General features: G+C 62.5%; 12 protein-coding genes. 9 read left to right on the forward strand and 3 right to left on the reverse strand.

The genetic code is table 11. The features are described from left to right. Positions 1-209: 209 nt before the first annotated feature. Positions 210-863 (reverse strand): BON domain-containing protein, encoded by a 654-nt coding sequence (locus ACZ5TH_RS13960; protein ID WP_196226904.1) that lies wholly within the window; start codon positions 861-863, stop codon positions 210-212. Continuing rightward, the gene (locus ACZ5TH_RS13965) at positions 835-1,587 is read right to left on the reverse strand and encodes an ATP-binding protein (protein ID WP_464795590.1); all 753 of its coding nucleotides are present in this window, start codon (positions 1,585-1,587) and stop codon (positions 835-837) included. Before ACZ5TH_RS13965 ends, ACZ5TH_RS13960 begins: the two co-directional genes overlap by 29 nt. A gap of 200 nt (positions 1,588-1,787) precedes the next feature. On the opposite strand from ACZ5TH_RS13965, the gene ACZ5TH_RS13970 reads away from it, so the two are divergent. After that, positions 1,788-4,469 carry a bifunctional acetate--CoA ligase family protein/GNAT family N-acetyltransferase gene (locus tag ACZ5TH_RS13970; protein ID WP_464795591.1) on the forward strand — a complete coding sequence of 894 codons (2,682 nt, stop codon included), beginning with the start codon at positions 1,788-1,790 and terminating at the stop codon, positions 4,467-4,469. 14 nt (positions 4,470-4,483) lie between these two features. Here the strand turns inward: ACZ5TH_RS13970 and ACZ5TH_RS13975 are convergent, their stop codons facing one another. Next, positions 4,484-5,488: a lysylphosphatidylglycerol synthase transmembrane domain-containing protein gene (locus ACZ5TH_RS13975; RefSeq protein WP_464795592.1), complete on the reverse strand. Its 1,005-nt coding sequence runs from the start codon at positions 5,486-5,488 to the stop codon at positions 4,484-4,486. A 163-nt stretch (positions 5,489-5,651) separates the two neighbouring features. On the opposite strand from ACZ5TH_RS13975, the gene mgtA reads away from it, so the two are divergent. From mgtA to ACZ5TH_RS14015, 8 genes are all read left to right on the forward strand, one after another. Continuing rightward, complete coding sequence (gene mgtA / locus ACZ5TH_RS13980; RefSeq protein WP_464795593.1) at positions 5,652-8,258, forward strand: magnesium-translocating P-type ATPase; 2,607 nt, start codon at positions 5,652-5,654, stop codon at positions 8,256-8,258. Between the two features lie 19 nt (positions 8,259-8,277). Next, entirely contained in the window at positions 8,278-9,258 is a 981-nt protein-coding gene (locus ACZ5TH_RS13985) for a zinc-dependent alcohol dehydrogenase family protein (RefSeq protein ID WP_464795744.1), read from the forward strand. 85 nt (positions 9,259-9,343) lie between these two features. After that, a complete protein-coding gene (locus ACZ5TH_RS13990) occupies positions 9,344-9,655 on the forward strand; it encodes a hypothetical protein (protein WP_464795594.1) in 312 nt (103 codons plus the stop codon). 40 nt (positions 9,656-9,695) lie between these two features. Beyond that, entirely contained in the window at positions 9,696-10,190 is a 495-nt protein-coding gene (locus tag ACZ5TH_RS13995; protein ID WP_464795595.1) for an Hsp20/alpha crystallin family protein, read from the forward strand. Between the two features lie 61 nt (positions 10,191-10,251). Then, the gene (locus ACZ5TH_RS14000) at positions 10,252-11,250 is read left to right on the forward strand and encodes an efflux RND transporter periplasmic adaptor subunit (protein ID WP_464795596.1); all 999 of its coding nucleotides are present in this window, start codon (positions 10,252-10,254) and stop codon (positions 11,248-11,250) included. Beyond that, positions 11,247-12,497, forward strand: a complete 1,251-nt coding sequence (locus ACZ5TH_RS14005; RefSeq protein WP_464795597.1) for an ABC transporter permease — start codon at positions 11,247-11,249, stop codon at positions 12,495-12,497. The genes ACZ5TH_RS14000 and ACZ5TH_RS14005 overlap by 4 nt, the downstream gene beginning before the upstream one ends. Continuing rightward, on the forward strand, positions 12,494-13,186 hold the full coding sequence (locus ACZ5TH_RS14010; protein WP_449469586.1) for an ABC transporter ATP-binding protein: 693 nt from the start codon (positions 12,494-12,496) through the stop codon (positions 13,184-13,186). The genes ACZ5TH_RS14005 and ACZ5TH_RS14010 overlap by 4 nt, the downstream gene beginning before the upstream one ends. A 215-nt stretch (positions 13,187-13,401) precedes the next feature. Then, the gene (locus ACZ5TH_RS14015) at positions 13,402-13,785 is read left to right on the forward strand and encodes a group II truncated hemoglobin (RefSeq protein ID WP_464795598.1); all 384 of its coding nucleotides are present in this window, start codon (positions 13,402-13,404) and stop codon (positions 13,783-13,785) included. Positions 13,786-13,819 lie beyond the last annotated feature (34 nt).

Raw genomic sequence — 13,819 nt, forward strand, 5'->3', positions numbered from 1 at the left:
AGTTTGGCGACGATCATGGCAACGATTGCTATCATGAGTCCGAAGAAAAGCGCCGTGAGGAAGATGGCGTCAACCGATTGCCGCAAGCGATCCACGAAAGACATGATGTTCTCCATCAACTCGGCCGACAGCCAAAAGGCAGGATAAAATGGACAAGCCCCCGATGAACGTCATCGATAGTGCCATTGGGTTCACCGGGGGCTATCCGATCAGTAGCTGACCAAGATATTATCCTCGACCTTGGTCACGCCAGGAGCAGCCCAGGCCGCCCGCTCGGCGACGCCACGTTCATGCCAGGCCTTCACCCGGCCACCCAGGCGAACCGTATTGCCGTCTGTAAAAATGGTGACACCTGCGGCATCCAGATCCGCCTGGCGCTTGAATGCAGCAATGATCCGTTCACGGATGTCCGAAGTAACGGGCAGCTTCTTTACCTCGATCAGGTTGCTGACCCCTGTTACACCCGAAATTCTTGCGGTCGCCTTCCTCGCCTCGTCGCTTTGATAATGGAAGTCCACCGTGCCGGAAAGCGTGACCCAGCCTTTCTCCACCTTCACATTGATTTTCTCGTGAGGGATGGCGACGTTCCAGGAAAACATGTCGAGGATACGCTTGGCGATTTCATGGTCGGCCGTGTGCGGCTCGGACTTGAAGCGGACCTGGATTTCCTCGGCGATGGCCTTGACGCCGCTGACGCGCCTCGTCGCCTTTTCGGCAGCAATCTTTTCAACATAGTTGGTCACATAGCCCGACAGGGTCACGACCCCGTCGTTCACCGCCACGCCGATGTCTGCGTGATCGACGCTGGGATCCCATTCAAGTTCATCCATGACGTCACGCTGCAACTGTCCGTCGGTTTTCATCACAACTCTCCTTGTCCCGGGGGAATGCGCGCCATTCTCGGGCGCGTGATTTGCTGACGGCGCGGAACGCCACCGGCAAAAGCATGGCGACTACCGTACCGACTCCTGCCTCGGCACTGCCGCGGATCAACAATCTGCCATCCATGTCGCGGATTGCCCGCCGAATTCGGTTTAGTCCCATTCCGCGGCCCGGTTGCCTGGCACCGGCCTCTGGCATGCTGCCATTCATCAGGAGTCCAGGGCCATCGTCGGCCACCACCAGCCAGATCCAATCGCCGATCCTGCGGCATCGAAGCACTATTCGGCGCGCGCCAGCAGATCGTGCGTTCGCGACAAGCTCCAGCACCACCGCTTCAAGGTCGGCGGGGTCGGCGCTCACAAGAGCGGCTGGTACGGCTACCTGCGTGTCGATCTCCAAACAGGCGGAAGGGCGAACGACGGCCTGGAGAAGGGGAGCAGCATCGGCCACTTGCGCACCGACATCCAACAGGCGAGGCTCCTCCCGACCCTTCTTCGAGAGCAACCGGGAAGTCAGTTCACCACCCCGCACGGCGGCGGCGCCCAGGGCGCGCAGCAGCTTGTCTCGTTCCGATCCGGAAAGCTTCTTGATTAGCAGATGCTGGATGGAGGTGATCACGGCGAACAGGTTGCGAAGATCGTGAACGATCTCTCGCGCAAGATCCTGGCTCGATAGGCCAGCCTTTAAGTCGCTCGAGTCCCGCATCATCGCCTCCACACTGTTCGAGACGATTTTAGGAAATGCGTGCTTCCTCCCTATTCGCAACTTCCCGTAAGTAGCCTTTCTTCAAATCTCGTTCGGGTGATTGGCCTGCGGCATTTACGAATGTCGGCCAGAGCAGCGCATCCCCTAGGATCACTCAGGCAAGCGCCAGCGGCGCATTTGAGTGAAAGGCTGTACGAGCCATGACGATCCGCAACCTGTCGCCCCTTCTTCATGCCAAAAGCATAGTTCTGGTCGGAGCATCGGAGCGCAAGGGAGCCGTCGGAACCCTGGTGCTCGACAATCTGCTTGCGGACGGATTTGAGGGCAAAGTCTATGTCGTCAATCCGCATCCGGTCGCCCGACAAGGCGTGACATGGTTCGCGACCATCGACAGCCTCCCGGAGGCGCCTGAACTAGCGATCGTCATGACACCAGCATCGACGGTAGCTCCGATCATCGATCAGCTGGGGAGGCTCGGCACGCGCTGCGCCGTGATCCTTTCAGCCGGGCTGACCGATTCTGGCGGCCTTCGCGGCGAGGTGCTGGACGCAGCGAAGCGGCATGACCTACGGATCGTCGGCCCCAATTGTCTCGGCATCATGTCTCCCCATACCAGGATCAACGCCACCTTCGCACGCACCCCGGCAAAGCCCGGCCATCTGGGCCTCATATCTCAAAGCGGCGCGCTGATTACCGCCGTGCTCGATTGGGCGCAGACCCGCAGCGTAGGGTTTTCCGCCATCATCTCGGCCGGAGACATGGCCGACGCTGACCTCGGCGACCTCATCGATCTTCTTGCAACCGACCCGCACACCCATGCCATTCTTCTCTACGTCGAGGGCGTAACCCAGGCGGCTGAATTCATGGTGGCGGCACGGGCAGCGGCGCTCACCAAGCCCATCATCGCGATCAAGGCCGGAAAGAGCGAGCTCGCAGCCCGGGCAACGCTGTCTCACACCGGCGCCATGATCGGTGCCTATGATGTCTATGAGGCGGCCTTTGCCAGGGCGGGCATCCTGTTGGTCGACAGCCTCACCGAGCTTTTCGATGCCGCCGAAATCCTTTGCACCTGCAAGCCCGTCGCTGACAACCGGCTGGCGATCCTCACCAATGGCGGGGGGGCGGGTATATTGGCGGTCGATGCGCTTGCAAGAACCGGCGCTCAACTCGCCGAGCTGACCCCGGAAACGCAGGCAATGTTTGAGAAGGACATGCCCGCCGATTGGTCACGCAGCAATCCCGTTGATGTGCTGGGCGATGCCGACGCGACCAGATACAGCGTCGCGTTGCGAGCCATCTTGCGGGACGAGGCAAGCGACGCAGTGCTGGTCATGAACTGCCCCACGGCACGCAGCGAAGCGGGCGAGACGGCGCTGGCGATATGCCGGGAAGTCGCCACGGCGGCACAAGAGCGCATATGCAAGCCCGTCCTTGCCTGCTGGCTCGGCGACGCAAACGCCAATGCCGTAAGGTCTATATTCACGGCGGCAGGCATCCCCGTCTTTTCCACGCCAGATGACGCCGTGCGCGCCTTTGGCTATCTGGCGCAGGCGCGCCGCATTCGCAGAAGCCTGACCGATGCACCCGCGCAAACGCGCGAGGTGAAGGCCGACCGCGCCGCTGCCCGCGCCATTATCGCCAGCGCACAGGCGGACAAATGCACGCTGCTGTCCGAGCTCAAGGTGAAGCAGCTGCTGGAAGCCTATGGTGTCCCCATCGCGCCAACCCGCTTTGCCGCGTCCGCGCAAGCAGTGGAGGAAGCCTGCTGCTGGCTGAGCGCGCCCTATGCCGTCAAGATCGTCTCTCGCGATCTACCGCACAAATCGGATGTGGGCGGCGTGGCGCTCAACCTGCCCGATGCTCATGCGGCAGTTGCGGCCGCACAAGATATGGAAAGGCGGATACAGCGCGATTTCCCGGACGCGCGCATCCAGGGCTTTGCCGTGGAAGACATGATCAAGGCCGAGGGCGGCACCGAGATGATAGTCGGCATCGCGACCGATCCGACATTCGGCCCGATCATCATGACGGGCGCGGGCGGCACCGCTACGGAGCTTCTGCGCGACAAGGCTATCGACCTTCTTCCCCTCGACCATGCGGGCGCACGTGCCCTGATTGCGCGAACACGCATCTCGGCCATGCTTGCCGGATACCGCAACGTGCCGCCCGCCGATGTGGACAGCCTCGCCAATGTGCTGGACGCCGTGTCGGCGATGGCGGTCGATCTGCCCGACCTGCTCGAACTCGACATCAACCCCCTGTTGGTAAGCGCCGCAGGCGTCATCGCGCTGGATGCACGGGCGCGTATCACCGCTGAACCAGCGCCTCAATCGCGCCTCGTGCTGCGCGCGCCGCCGGGAGGCTGGGCTTCCGACCTTGTGACGGAGCATGGCGTCCGTTTTCATGTACGACCGGTACGGCCGGACGACGAGGCGGCTGTCGCAAGCTTCTTCGATCATGTTTCAGCCGAAGATCTGCGCTTCCGCTTCATGTCGGGCCTCCCCAAGGTGCGGCATGAGCAGATCACCATGATGACACGGGTGGACTATGTCCGGACGATCAGCTTCCTGGCCTTGGGTGAAGAGGGTGGAGAGGTCATTGCGATCGCCATGCTGGCGACGGACCCCGACCGCAGCCGGGCGGAAATCGCGCTCACCACGCGGACGGACAGTAAAGGCAAGGGGATAAGCTGGACATTGTTCGAACATGTGCTGAGCTATGCAAAATCGGAAGGCATCGACATGGTTGAATCGGTCGAGTGCGCCGATCATGACGCGGCGCTGCGCATGGAGCGTGAGCTGGGCTTCGTCACGATCGTCGATCCGGACGACCCAACCATTCGCATCGCCAGAAAAGGCATGGCGGCGGCCGATCCTGGCTGAAGGCCGCAGCATCGCTATCGAAATTGCCTGCTCCGTGCAGACCGCTTTTTCGCGACGCCACGGATCATCACAATGCCGGGCACGAGCGGTAGCCAGAGCGTGAACAGCCGCAGCAACATGGTGGCGGCGAAGGCTGCCTCCAACTCCACGCCGAGAAGATGCAGCATCGCGACCGCTGTCGCTTCGAAGCTGCCAAGGCCCAGCGGGATTGGCCCCAGCGTTGCGATGACCGACGCCATGATCAGGGCAATGAACGCCGTCCCGAACGCCGCCTGCTGATTGAGGCTGTGCAAGCACGCGAACAGCGTCCCGGCATCGGCCAGGAAGATCATCGCATTGCACGCCGTGACGGTCAGGGTGAGCCGCGTGTCTCGCAAGAGCGCGGCTGGCGCCTGCGCGACGGTTTCGAGCAACCGGCGCACGAAGTCGATATGTTCGATCCGGTCCGGCAATGGCCTGCTCCCCCGGCGGCGAAGCCACAAGGCGAGCGAAGGGATCGCGAGGGCAACGAGGAGAAAGATCGTGACGACCCCCGCCATCAGCGGTGTGGCGCGGTCGTGAAGCCAGAGCAGGATCAGGGTCACGAGCGCGAAGAAGGCATAGGCCGCATAGAAGCCGATCATGGACAAAAGGAGAGCGGCCACCGCCGTTCCCTTCGGCACGCCAAGCGCCCTCAGTTGATCTACCAGCAGGATGTTCCCACCCATGCCAGCGCTGGGCAGAACCTGATCGGCGAACAGCTTGGTCAGGGCGATTCGCATCAGGGGCCGCAAAGGCTGGGGCGTCCGCGCACGCCGCAACACTGCCGCCCATCCGCCTGCCACGCTTGCATAGGTTGTCAGTTGAAGCACAAGTGCGAGGCCGATCCAGCCCGGCTCGGCTTCACGCAGCAGGGCCGCGAACCGCCTCACCTCTCCCCAGTGGGCGACGGCGGCGATAAGACCCGCGGCGATAAGGATCGCGAGAAACCAGCTTCGCCATCGAGCAGACGCCATACCCTCCTCCAGTCCCGACGACACCCACGCGCTCCTGACTGCGAACAGCGTGGTCCGAAAGACCCGTCGACTTTACGGGAGCCTTCGACCGGGCGAACCTCGGACAGCTACGTAGCTTAACGGATTAGAGCTGGGATCAGCATGGGTCATGTCATCCTGCTCGATCCGCTGGTTTTTTGGAGCTGCGATGGCTTTTTCCATTCCCTTGCCGTTCCGACAAGCGGCTCATCAAAGGCCGGGCAGCGATCCTTCTTCCGCCGCCATCAATCCTGACAGCGCAATGAACCAGGTCGCCGCCGAATATTGGCGGATGCCCGTTGAGCAAAGCCTTGTCGCGCTCGTCGCAAAAGAAGGCGGCCTCTCCTCCGAGGAAGCCGGACGCAGATTGGCGGTCGCTGGCCCCAACATCCTGTTCGAACGATCCCGGCGCCACGTTGCCGCAGATCTGGCGCGAAGGCTTGGCAACCCGTTGGTGCTGATGCTGCTTGCCGCCGCTGCCGTCGCGGGCGTGATGGGCGACATGGCGAGCTTCCTGCTGATCCTTGCCATGGTCCTGCTGTCCACGATCCTCGACACGGTGCAGGAACGACGCGCCGAAGCTACCGCCGCAGCGCTCAGGGAGGCGATCGCTCTCACCGCGCGAACACTGCGGGATGGGGCCGTTGTCACTCTACCCGTGCGCGATCTGGTGCCGGGGGACGTTGTCATGCTCGCGGCGGGGGATCTGATACCCGCCGATGGACTCGTGCTGTCGGCCAACTCGGCTCAGGTCAATCAGGCCGCGCTGACCGGAGAGCCCTTCCCGGTCGAAAAGTCGCCGATTGTGGAACCCGACGCTTCCATGGCCGTGGCAAGAAACCTTCTGCTGCACGGCAGTTCGATGATCGGGGGCAGCGCACAGATGCTGGTCGTCCAGACGGGCGATCGCACCCATTTCGGCGGGATCGCCCGGTCGCTCGGCGATGAACAGCCACCGACCGCCTTTGAGCGAGGAATCCACAGGCTGGGGCTGCTGATCGTGCGGATGACGATCTTCCTCGTCCTGTTCGTCATCCTGGCTCATCTGGCGCTCGGCCGACCACCGGTGGAATCCTTCCTGTTCGCGATGGCGCTGGCGGTCGGTCTTACGCCCGAACTGCTGCCGATGATCATGACGATCGGTCTGGCGCGCGGAGCGCAGCGCATGGCTGCGGCGAAGGTGGTGGTGAAACGGCTTTCGGCAATCCACGACCTGGGTGAGATGGACATATTATGTACCGACAAGACGGGTACGCTCACGGAGGCACGGATCATGATGACCGGCCATCCGGGGATAGACGGCGCCGACAGTGAACGCGTGTTCGAACTTGCCGCGGTCAATGCCCGGTTCGAAAGCGGCCTGCGGAGCCCACTGGACGATGCACTGCTCGCGCACACGGGACATCATCCGCTCACCGGATGGCGCAAGCTCGACGAGCGTCCGTTCGATTTCGAACGGCGGCGGGTTTCGGTGCTGGCGCAATGGGAGAGCGAGAGGGTCGAGATCGTCAAGGGCGCGCCGGAAACGATCCTTGCCCTTTGCGATCAGGCCGAAGCGGCAGATGGCAGGATCGTGCCGCTGGACCCCGCGTTGAAGGGGCGGCTCATGGCCCTGCATGACGATAATGCCAGCCAGGGCCTTCGTCTGCTTGGCATCGCCTGGAAAGCGGCGGCGGGCCGTGAGCGCATCGAAACGGACGATGACGACCATCTGATATTTGTCGGCTTCTGCCTTTTCCTTGATCCGCCCAAAGGCTCGGCTGCCGCCGCGATCGGACGGCTGGAGGCGGCGGGCGTCGCCACCAAGGTCATCTCAGGCGACTCCGCCGCTGCCGTGCAGCATCTTATGGCCGCGCTCGGACGGCCGGTTTCGGGCCTCCTCACCGGCGATCAGATCGCCGCGCTCGATGACGAGGCGCTGGCAGTGCGTGTTGTGGAGACGGACCTTTTCGCCCGCATCACCCCCGACCAGAAATTGAGGATCGTGCATGCGCTTCAAGCGCGCGGACATATTGTCGGATTCCTCGGCGACGGCATCAACGACGCGCCCGCGATCAGGGCAGCGGACGTCGGCCTTTCGGTGGATGGCGCCACCGACGTGGCTCGCGAGGCTGCGGACATGATCCTGCTGGCGCCTGATTTGTCCGTTCTCACCGACGGCGTGGCGGAAGGACGCCGCACCTATGCCAATATCCTCAAATATATCCGCATGGGCACCAGCTCCAATTTCGGCAACATGCTGACAATGGCGCTCGCGTCCCTGTTCCTGCCCTTCCTGCCACTGACGCCAGTGCAAGTCCTGCTCAACAACATGCTCTATGATCTCTCCCAAACGGGCATCCCGTTCGACCGTGCGGAGAAAAGCGATCTTGCGGCGCCCCATGGCTGGAACATGCGGGCCATCGTCCGCTTCACACTAATCATGGGACCTTTGTCGTCGCTGTTCGACATCGCGACCTTTGCCGCGCTGATCGCGCTTTTCCATGTCGATGTGCCAACATTTCGCACCGCATGGTTCATCGAGTCCATGGCAACCCAGATATTGGTGGTTTTTGTCATTCGCACGGCAGTGCCGTTATGGCGGCAACGGCCCCATCGGCTGCTGGTGACGACCGCCGGACTTTGCCTGTGCACAGCGATCGCGATACCCTTTCTACCGATCGCTCCAGCATTGGGCTTCGTCGCGCCAGGCCTTCCCATCGTCGCCATCACGACCATATTGGTTGCCGCTTACCTGCTGTCCGCCGAAGCGCTCAAGCGCGTGGCCATGCGTTAGGAGGCCGTGCATGAGCGCAATGATTGCCATGCAGATCAGAACCGTCCGGACTCCCCTGATCCGGATCGAGCGTCCCGTGCCCCATCCGGGTCCCGGCGAATTGCTGATCGAAGTGGCTGCCTGCGGGGTTTGCCGAACCGATCTGCATGTGCTCGATGGCGAGATCCCCGCGCGTTATCCGATCATACCAGGACACGAAATCGTCGGTCGCGTCGCAGCGATCGGGGTCGGCGTGGAAGGTTTTGCAATAGGCCAGCGGGTGGGTGTTCCATGGCTGGGACATACATGCGGTCGATGTCCCTACTGCCGGGCAGGAAAGGAAAATCTCTGCGACGCACCGCTCTTCACCGGAGCCACGCGAGACGGCGGCTATGCCAGCCATGTGATTGCCGACGCCCATTATTGCTTCGACCTGCCCGATCGTTTTTCCGACGTGGAAGCAGCGCCGCTCCTTTGCGCCGGCCTGATCGGCTGGAGAGCGCTGCGGCTGGCCGGCCCTGCGCCGGTCATAGGTCTGTATGGATTTGGCGCCGCGGCGCATATTCTCGCACAGGTCGCCCGGCATCAGGGACGCACTGTCTATGCCTTCACCAAGGATGGCGATGAGGATGGACAGGCGTTCGCGCGTTCGCTGGGCTGCGAATGGGCAGGCGGTTCTTCCGACGATCCGCCAGCGCCACTTGATGCAGCGCTGATCTTCGCACCCGCAGGAGAGTTGGTGCCGCGTGCCCTGCAAGCGGTCAGGAAAGGCGGCCGCGTCATCTGTGCCGGTATCCACATGAGCGACATTCCTTCATTCCCCTATGCCGACTTGTGGGAAGAAAGGCAGATACGCTCGGTCGCCAATCTGACGCGAGAAGACGGAACCTCCTTTTTCGAACTGGCAGGTGACATCCCCCTTCACACCGTCACGGAGACCTTCCGGCTCGAAGATGCTAATGACGCGCTGCAACGGTTGCGAACAGGCAAGATCAAGGGTGCCGCAGTCCTCGTGCCCTGATCCATGAGTTCGTGACTCTACTTATGGCGCCACTTCGCGCGCAGGGCGACACTCCCACCCGGAGTCTTGTTAGGGAGGACTGTTCATGCGCCGCTTTTTCATCGCCGGTGCCGGTTTCTTGAACCTGATGTTCATTGCCGGTGTATCGGCACAGACTGCACAACCGCACGCCGGGCACCACCCGGCCGAAGCAGCGGAGAGCGCCCCGTCTGCGGTAGCGGAGCCCCAGCATGATTGCCCCATGATGAAGGATGAAGACGGCCACAGGATGGGTTCCGCTACACACGCGCCATCGCCACAAATGGGCCAAGCGCACCAGATGCCCGACGGCATGAAGCATTGCAACGAGATGCACAGCCCGGTGGCTTCCGAAAATCCGCAACAGCCCAGACAATGACGGGGCGAACCGCCACGCACAAAAAAGCAGGAGAAAGACAATGACCGACTTTCGTTCGCTGATTCCCTTTGGACGCACCGGCATGTTTCGTAGTGGATTTGATCCGCTAGCCGATCTGCGCAAGGAAATGGATCGCCTGACCGATGACTTCGGCCGCGGCTGGATCACCAGCGATGCTGGCGACCGCAAGGGCTTTCTCCTGCCCAAGGTGGACGTTGCCGAGACGGACGGCGGACTTGAATTGACCGCCGAACTGCCTGGTTTTGACGAGAAGGATGTGTCCCTGGATGTTCATGACGGCATACTCACCATCAAGGCCGAGCATAAGGAAGATCGCGAAGAGAAGGACGAAAAGAAGCATTATCATCTGATCGAGCGCAGCCGGGGAAGCTTCTTGCGGCGGGTCGCCCTGCCCTTCGAAGCGGATGCCGACAAAGCCAGTGCGCATCTGGAAAAAGGGCTTCTGAAGGTCATCGTTCCGCGTCTCGCGACTGAGGCAAGCAAGCCACACCAGATCCCGATCGGATCGAAGTAGAATGCGACTGCTGAACCGATACGGGCACGCAATGATTTCAGCATGATGCTATAGTGGGGGCATGAAACGCATTGCGCTCTGGCTGTTGCCGCTGGCGCTGCTGGCGGCGGCGGCAGTTTATTGGCTGCTCGCCGGGCGAGCGCACGACGTCACTCTCATGCCCGTTCGTGTCGGCGATGCGGTCGAACTGGTCTATGCCACCGGCTTTGTCGAGGCGGAACATCCTGTCACCATATCCGCGCGCCTCACCGCCCCTGTCCGTCAGGTGCTGGTGGAGGAGGCGCAGCGCGTGGCGCGCGGCCAGCCGCTCGTCCTGCTGGATGACGAGGAACAGCGCCATGCGGTACAACAGGCGACGGCGCAGCGCCGCGTTGCCTTGCAGGAGGAGCGGCGCACGCTCGCGCTGTTCGCCAAAGGATGGGTCACGCGGGCCGCCCGTGATTCCGCCGTTGCCGCAGCCGACAGTGCAAAGGCGGCGGAGGAAGGCGCGCGTGCCCGCCTCGATCAGATGGTGGTGCGGTCAGGCATCAACGGCATCGTCCTGCGCCGCGATGTGGAACCGGGCGATCTCGCAACCCCCGGCCGCGCGCTCATGACGCTGGGCGATCCTGCCAGCGTCCGAATTACCACAACGGTCGATGAACGCGACGTGCCGAGGATTCGGGCGGGCCAGGCGGCGCTGATGTCCAGCGACGCCTGGCCCGGTCGGGTGCTGCATGGCCAGGTCCGCGAAGTGACGCCCGGCGGCGATCCTGAACAGCGCGCCTTCCGCGCTTATATCGTTACCGACCAGCGTCTGGCGCTGCCGCTCGGGCTGACGTTGGAAGTCAACATCGTCACCCGGCACGCCGATCGCGCGCTGCTGGTGCCGACGAGTGCAATAGAGGACGGCAAGGTCTGGGTCATTCGCGACGGACGCGTTCATGCGCGGGCGGTGCGGACTGGCATCGCAGGGTCCGGCGATGTCCAAATCCTTTCAGGTCTATCGCAGGGCGAAATGATCGTGAGAGCGCCCGAGGGCAAACTGTCGGACAATATGCGGGTGCGGGTAACGCGATGAGCGGGCAGCTCCGGCTGTTGGCAAGCATCGCCGCCCGGCATCTGGTAGGTCGGCGCCGACAGACTTTGGTTGCCGTGAGCGGCGTTGCGGTAGGCGTTGGCTTCTTCCTGGCCGTCTCCGCGATGATGATCGGCAGCCAGAATGATTTCATCAAGACGCTGATCGACGCCGCGCCGCACATCATCATTTCCGACGAGCTGCGAAGCCCGCCGCCGCAACCGGGCGTCAGATTATATAAAGGTGCGGCGATAGACCTACGCCATTATAAGGTCCGCAACGAAGTGCGCGGGCTGAAAGGCTGGCCGGAGATACTGCGAGCCGTCAATGCGCTGCCCGGCGCCGTCGGCTCGCCCAGCCTGACGGGCGCGATCACCTTGCGCAGCGGCGGACGGGAGGAAGCGTTGACAATCGTTGGCGTCGATCCGGCGGTCGAGGAGAAGGTCAGCGCCATCGAAGACAAACTGCGCACCGGACGCCTCCGCGATCTGGAAAGCACGCAAGGCGGCATCATCATCGGCGAGGAAATGGCGCGGCGGCTCGGCCTTGCCATAGGCGATGTCGTGGGTGCAACCTCGGCATCGGGCAACAACCGTTCGCTCCGCATCGTCGGCCTGTTCAAGCGCGGCCAGACACAGCTGTCCTCTTCGCTCGGCTATGTGCTTCTGCGCGAGGCGCAATCTCTGCTCGGCCGCCCCTTCATCATCAACCGCATCGGCGTGCATCTGGACGATCCCTATGGCGCGCAGCTCATCAGCCGACGCCTGGAAGAGCGCTTTGCCTACAAGGCCGAAAGCTGGGAGGAGCGATCCGCAGACTTTCTCTCGCTACTCGTGACCCGCAATGTCATCATGTACAGTGTCGTCTCGGCGATCCTGCTGGTCGCCAGCTTCGGCATCTACACCGTCGTGTCGAACAGTGTGTCGGACAAGAGACGCGACATTGCGATCATGCGCTCCATCGGCTTTTCCGAAGGCGACCTCCAACTGATTTTCGTGTTCGAAGGGTTGGCGCTGGCGCTGGTCGGAATCTTTGTCGGATGGCTGCTCGGATATGGATTGCTGGCGATACTGGGTTCCCTCCACTTTCCCATCGGCGGCGACAATGAACGTCTGCCGCTCGATCGATCGGCCCGGCAATATGTGATTGCCGCTGCGGCATCGCTGTTTTCGGGTGTGATCGCGGCCTGGCTTCCCGCGCGCAAAGCGGCACGGGTCGATCCCGTCGACATATTGCGGGGCGCGGTATGAGCGCGATCATGCAGGCGCAGGGCCTTTCCCGCGAACTGGCCGGAACACCCCCAGTAACGCTGGTTGCCGATGTTTCGCTGACGATTGATCCGGGCAGCTTCGTCGCCATCGTCGGGCCGTCGGGCTGTGGCAAATCCTCCCTCCTCTATCTATTGGGGCTGCTGGACCGCCCGACCGAAGGGTCCCTACTGTTTGAAGGGCGCGACATGAACGCGCTGGACGGCGACGAGCGCGCGCAGATCCGACTGACGCATTTCGGCTTCGTGTTCCAGTTTCACTTCCTGCTGCCCGAGTTCACCGCACTCGAAAATGTGATGCTACCGATGCGCAGACTGGGCCGACTGTCGCCAGCACAGGCGCGGGAGAAGGCGCAGAGCCTGATGGCCACCGTCGGCTTGGCCAAGAAGATGGACAAGACGCCCAACCGCCTGTCGGGCGGCGAAAGGCAGCGCGTGGCGATCGCCCGAGCGATCGCGAACGATCCCGCGCTGGTGCTTTGTGACGAGCCCACCGGCAATCTCGACAGCCAGAACAGCGCCCACGTGGTCGAAATGTTTCGCGCACTCGCCCATGATCAGGGCCGCGCAGTTGTGTGCGTGACCCACGATCCCGACGTCGCTGCCGCAGCCGATGTGCAGATATCGATGCTGGACGGCCGTATCAGCGGAACCGACATTCGATCGCGATGAACGAGAACTCAAACCCTCAGTCCCGCTGAAATCGCTGATTTTGACGCACGTCAATTCGTCGCCGGGACTGAAGATTTAATGTCTTTGGAAAGGAGACATTAAATGGATCAGTTGTTTGGCCTTTACTTCCCGCATTTCGTCGCTGGCCTGATGATCGTGTTCATGCTCGTTCTGGGCGGCCTCAGCATCCAGGACGCCATGCGCGGCGACCGGAATTGAGCGAAGAGCAGCCGCCCTTCCACGCCGTGGGCGGACGCGAAGGGGTCAGCAGGATCGTGGATCGATTCTATGACCTCATCGACTCCGTCCCCGCCTGTCGCGACCTGCGGGCGATGCATGCCGATGACCTGACGCCTATGCGGCGGTCGTTGAGCGGTTTTCTGTGCGGCTGGCTGGGTGGCGACAGCGACTGGTTCGCGGCCAACCCCGGTAAGTGCATGATGACGCTGCACGCCCGCTTTCCCATCACCGATGTCGTTGCCGTTCAATGGACGTCGGCGATGCGGAAGGCGATGGAGGATTGCGGCGTCGAAGAGCATCTGGCGGCGCGCATTGGCGGCGCCTTCGACGCGATGGCGTCGGCCATGGTTCGCGCCTGATTCTTACTGCCCCCGTGCATGTCGCCGGGGGCAG

This window comes from Sphingobium sp. TomTYG73, from assembly GCF_055394245.1.

Coding starts and splice junctions, on each gene's coding strand:
- ACZ5TH_RS13960 (WP_196226904.1), bottom strand. CDS start 863: ATGAAAACCGACGGACAGTTGCAGCGTGACGTCATGGATGAACTTGAA.
- ACZ5TH_RS13965 (WP_464795590.1), bottom strand. CDS start 1,587: ATGCGGGACTCGAGCGACTTAAAGGCTGGCCTATCGAGCCAGGATCTT.
- ACZ5TH_RS13970 (WP_464795591.1), top strand. CDS start 1,788: ATGACGATCCGCAACCTGTCGCCCCTTCTTCATGCCAAAAGCATAGTT.
- mgtA (WP_464795593.1), top strand. CDS start 5,652: ATGGCTTTTTCCATTCCCTTGCCGTTCCGACAAGCGGCTCATCAAAGG.
- ACZ5TH_RS13985 (WP_464795744.1), top strand. CDS start 8,278: ATGATTGCCATGCAGATCAGAACCGTCCGGACTCCCCTGATCCGGATC.
- ACZ5TH_RS13990 (WP_464795594.1), top strand. CDS start 9,344: ATGCGCCGCTTTTTCATCGCCGGTGCCGGTTTCTTGAACCTGATGTTC.
- ACZ5TH_RS13995 (WP_464795595.1), top strand. CDS start 9,696: ATGACCGACTTTCGTTCGCTGATTCCCTTTGGACGCACCGGCATGTTT.
- ACZ5TH_RS14000 (WP_464795596.1), top strand. CDS start 10,252: ATGAAACGCATTGCGCTCTGGCTGTTGCCGCTGGCGCTGCTGGCGGCG.
- ACZ5TH_RS14005 (WP_464795597.1), top strand. CDS start 11,247: ATGAGCGGGCAGCTCCGGCTGTTGGCAAGCATCGCCGCCCGGCATCTG.
- ACZ5TH_RS14010 (WP_449469586.1), top strand. CDS start 12,494: ATGAGCGCGATCATGCAGGCGCAGGGCCTTTCCCGCGAACTGGCCGGA.